This window comes from Bacillus sp. JJ1503 (assembly GCF_036965125.1).
Classification (GTDB): domain Bacteria; phylum Bacillota; class Bacilli; order Bacillales; family Cytobacillaceae; genus Cytobacillus.
Window position 1 is genome coordinate 1 of the sequence record NZ_JBALOZ010000101.1, and the last position, 4,369, is coordinate 4,369.

The 4,369-nt window shown below is 34.7% G+C and carries 5 protein-coding genes; 4 read left to right on the forward strand and 1 reads right to left on the reverse strand.

The genetic code is table 11. The features are described from left to right. Nucleotides 1–292 (reverse strand): PilZ domain-containing protein (locus V7149_RS09295; RefSeq protein WP_335345358.1); only part of this gene is annotated, 292 nt, incomplete at its 3' end. A gap of 90 nt (nucleotides 293–382) precedes the next feature. Here V7149_RS09295 and V7149_RS09300 point away from each other — a divergent pair. The 4 genes from V7149_RS09300 to V7149_RS09315 all read left to right on the forward strand — a co-directional run bounded on the left by V7149_RS09300 (nucleotide 383) and on the right by V7149_RS09315 (nucleotide 4,356). Further along, nucleotides 383–1,318, forward strand: coding sequence for an AAA family ATPase (locus V7149_RS09300; RefSeq protein ID WP_335345359.1), 936 nt, complete (start codon nucleotides 383–385; stop codon nucleotides 1,316–1,318). 3 nt (nucleotides 1,319–1,321) lie between these two features. After that, nucleotides 1,322–2,521 (forward strand): DUF58 domain-containing protein, encoded by a 1,200-nt coding sequence (locus V7149_RS09305; protein ID WP_335345360.1) that lies wholly within the window; start codon nucleotides 1,322–1,324, stop codon nucleotides 2,519–2,521. Then, nucleotides 2,518–3,744 (forward strand): hypothetical protein, encoded by a 1,227-nt coding sequence (locus tag V7149_RS09310; protein ID WP_335345361.1) that lies wholly within the window; start codon nucleotides 2,518–2,520, stop codon nucleotides 3,742–3,744. Before V7149_RS09305 ends, V7149_RS09310 begins: the two co-directional genes overlap by 4 nt. 147 nt (nucleotides 3,745–3,891) lie before the next feature. After that, the gene (locus V7149_RS09315) at nucleotides 3,892–4,356 is read left to right on the forward strand and encodes a hypothetical protein (RefSeq protein WP_335345362.1); all 465 of its coding nucleotides are present in this window, start codon (nucleotides 3,892–3,894) and stop codon (nucleotides 4,354–4,356) included. Nucleotides 4,357–4,369: the final 13 nt, after the last annotated feature.

Consider the following 4,369-nt stretch of genomic DNA (forward strand, 5'->3'; position numbering starts at 1 on the left):
CATTAAAACCGTATGAAAAATTTTTACCCTCAACCTTTTTCCAAACGGGATGGCCTAATTGATGGATCATTTTCCCTTCAATAACGAAGACGACTTCTATTAAATATTGATTTTCAGGAATAAGCAGATTCAGTGGCGTTTTAAATTTTACCCCATGTGGACTGACATCCATAATTTCAGCAGTTTCGACATTTGCTGCTACATAGCTTCCATTTTCTTTAATAATTTTTACAGAGGCTTCGAGTGGTGTTCTAAACTGAAAGCGAAAAGCTTCTTCACGTTTATATCTCATTTATTGACCTCCAGTTNNTCAAATTCACAGAAATTACTATATATTAATTATAATGGAAAAACTATTAATTTCAATCCATTAGGAGGTAAAATGAAAGAGTTAGAGATGCTTCAAACTGAGATTAGTAAAGTAATAGTCGGCAAAGATAAAGAGGTAGAACTTCTTGCCATTTCATTACTATTTAATGGACATATTTTAATGGAAAGTGTCCCTGGTACAGGAAAGACGATGCTAGCTAAAACATTTTCAAAAATAATGAATGGAAAATTTTCTCGCATCCAATTTACACCTGATGTACTCCCAAGTGATGTAACAGGAATACAATTCTTTAATCCGCAGAGACAGGAATTTGAGTTAAGACCTGGTCCAATTATGGCCAATATTGTTTTGGCAGATGAAATAAACCGTGCTACACCTAGAACACAATCAAGTTTGTTAGAGGTCATGGAAGAAGGACAGGTCACGATTGACGGTCATACACTTCCTGTTCATGATCCTTTTATGGTTATAGCCACACAGAATCCAGTAGATTCACAGCAAGGAACCTTTTCTTTACCTATTGCTCAAATGGACCGTTTCTTTATTAAATTATCAATGGATTATCCGAGTTTGGACGAAGAAAGAGAGATTATTCATATAGCAAGAGGTGAAAAAAAATCAAGTGAATTGGAATTAATCTTTACACCATCCGTCTTAGAAGAAATGCGAAATAGGGTAAAGGCTGTGAGAATGAATGAGGAGGTTGAACTGTATCTTATTCAAATAGTCAGAAGAACAAGAGAGCATCCTTCCATTGAACTTGGGGTAAGTCCAAGGGGAACACTTGCTTTAATGAAAGCAGCACAAGGAAAAGCTTTTTTAAATAATAGATCATTTGTTGTTCCTAATGATATTAAAGAAATGGTCCCATACGTTTTAGGCCATAGAATTTATTTAACTACTGAAGCTTCATTAACAAAAACATCTGAACAAGTTTTACAAGAAGTGGTTGAATCAATTCCTGTTCCAGTTGAGGCAGGAGTTTAATCGATGGAGTGGAAAAAATACTCAGTAGAGGATAGTTTCTTCAGTTTTACAGGAGTATTGGCTGTATTTTTAATTTTCTCGAGCTTTTATTTCCAATCATTTCTTATTTTTTTCTTAGCAGTGTTTTTACTCCTATTTGTTTTTGCGAATTCATTTTATTTAAAGCATGTGGGAAAGAAGCTTTATCTAGAAAATTTGAAATTGAGAAACAAGTTTTTTCCTCAGGAAAATGGAGAGTGGGTATTAGTTTTTGAAAATAAAGGACTTCCAATAATGAAGGGGCAATTAAGAGTATATTTCGATGATCAGGTAGCTCCTTTAGATGGTTTTGGAGATAAGCGGCTTACAAAATATGAAGTGAACCTTCCGATGTCATTAAACTATAATCAGAGAACGATTGTTAAAATTCCTTTTAAAACAATTAAAAGAGGAGTTGCAAAAATTCGTACAATTGAATTGCAAATTCCGCACTTCTTTGGTTTAGGTGAAACGGTATTAGAATATAAATTTTTATTTTTGCCTGAGGCTCTTGTGTATCCTTTGCCTTTTCCTGTGAAAAATAAGGGTTTGTTTCTTTCTGTCCGACCGGGCGAATCCCCTGCCAGCTTTTCCTTGTATGAGGACTTCCTATCCCCCGCGGGAACTAGGGAATATGTATCTTCAGATAGCTTTAATCGAATACATTGGAAAGCAAGCGCTAGAATGCAAACACTCCAAACGAAAATATATGATCGGGTAGCGGAAACGGGTTGGCACTTATCGCTAAATATTGCAAATGGCCATGCTATAAGTAGCCAAATTGAAGAGTTTATCAGCAGTGCAGCGGAACTAGCCTATTATTCAGCCAAACAGCAAATTCCCTTTTCTTTATGCATCAATATCCGAGTTGCAGGGTCTATTCCTTTTTATTATATACCAGCAGGAGTTGGCAATGAGCAGCTTCAAAAAGTACTTGAAGCACTAGCCTATGTTAATCCGTATTCCTCTGCCTATCCGTATGAAAAGATGCTGTCTTTTTACAGTAGACATCTAACAAATCAGCCTTTTTTCATACACGGAGGTCATAGATCAACACAATCTGATGAGCTTCTTCGCCTATTTAAGCAAAAAGGAACATCTGTTTTAGAGCTTACATTAGAAAAAGACTTGGAAGCGATTCTTTTGCCAATACAATTCCCTATGAAGGACGTGATAGGAAATTGAAAAGAAAGTGCTGGAATATCATGTATTTGCTTTGCATCGAAATTATTTTTGGTGCCTTTGTCCTTTTTGTTCCTTACTCATTACATAAAAAGGAGATTCCGCTGTTCTCCTATTTTTCATTAATGGTTTTGGGGTGTTTCTTCTTTACGATATTACTTCTAAAGTATAGTGATAAGGCTAAACTAATATTTTTTATCCTTCTAGCTCCAATTCTCATTTTTGCTGGAGGATGGCTTGGGTTCCCCCTCTTTGGTAATTTACTTATTGTTTTTTTTGTTTTTTGGAGAACGCTATCTCATCATAATGAGTTTGACAAGCAAAATGAGGGATTATGGATAATACTTACCATTGTAACGGGAATTTTTCTAATCTTTTTTACAGGACTTTCATCCGATATATATATGAAAGTCATCGGGGCCATTATGATTGCCCAGTTAATATTTATTACGCTCGGTGGTTTTATTAGGCGTTGGCTAGCTGTAGAATCTGAAATAAACAATAAAAAGCATTTTTTTCTTCCCTTAATGGGTCTTATAGCAGGGATGGGATTTGCAGGGCTTATTATTTCTGCGGGGATGAAGCTGTATGAAAAACTATTTTTCTCATTTTTACAAATAGGGGTAACAGCGATTGCGTTTATTTCCTCTCCGTTTTTCAAGTGGGCAGAGGGAGTAAATTGGTCGGAAAAAATGGAGCAATTTAACAACAGCCAAGGTACTCAAGAGGATACAGTTATTCCAACTGAATGGGAGGATGTTGGAGGACAGATTCCTGTTGACATGACTCTTATTGGGACTATTGTTTTCACAGTAGGTTTAATTTTTCTATTTTTCTATGTTTATAAGCGCAAAAAAATGAAAAATATAGAGAAAATAGAAACTGATACGAAGGGATATTCTACTGAAAGTTTAATTATTAAGGAAAATGGGTTATTTCTTTCTAAAGGTAAAGTGAATGATTCTAAAAATCTTATTCGTAAAGAAATATATGCATTTGAGAAATTTGCAAAAAAGCGCAAATTAGGACGTCTTCCATATGAATCATTGTCTGATTGGATAAATCGGATAGAAATTCTCGATTTTGAGGACATCACTTCAATATATGAAAGAGTAAGATATGGACATTTGCCTTTTTCTGATAAGGAAGAGAAATTAGTTAAGGAGAAGCTCCAGCTCAAAAAAATGGAATTGAAAGCTAGAAAAAATAAAGAGCTGAGAAAATAAAGGGCAGTTGTATGTCTGTTTAGCATGATAATAAGTAGCACAATAAAAAATCCGACTTACCGGCAAATAACAAATGCCGGTTTTTTTTATTTATTATGTTTATCATTTATCTTTAAAGGCTATGGTAGGAAAAAGGAGGAAAACTTGATGCAACTTAAAGCTTATAAACTATTTTTGCTTATTCTTTTTTCTCTCGTGCTGACAAGCTGTCAGCAAGCTGGATCTGGCCAATCGATCGTAAACAGTCATGCGGAGGCATTGTTGACGAAAAACAATGAACTGCAGTTTCGGTTTAAAATTAATGATAAAATATTAAGCGGAGAGAGGCTTTACAAAGTAAAAGTATCTATACATAATGCAAAACTTGCATCGGCTTTAGGTACAAATGAAATTATATATGGGTCTGATGTAAAATTTACAGGCGAGTATATTGAGGTTAATAATCGCAACGATAACTTTATTTTTATGAATCCGATTCCATTACTTAAAGATCTCCATGTATTTGAAATTGAAAAGATGATCATGAAAGAGGATGCAGTGTCGGTAGAGGTCTTTAATGATAAACAGGTCATTGCTAAAGCTTTTTTAACAAATTTTTCATCTCAGCTATAAAGTGAAACTTCAA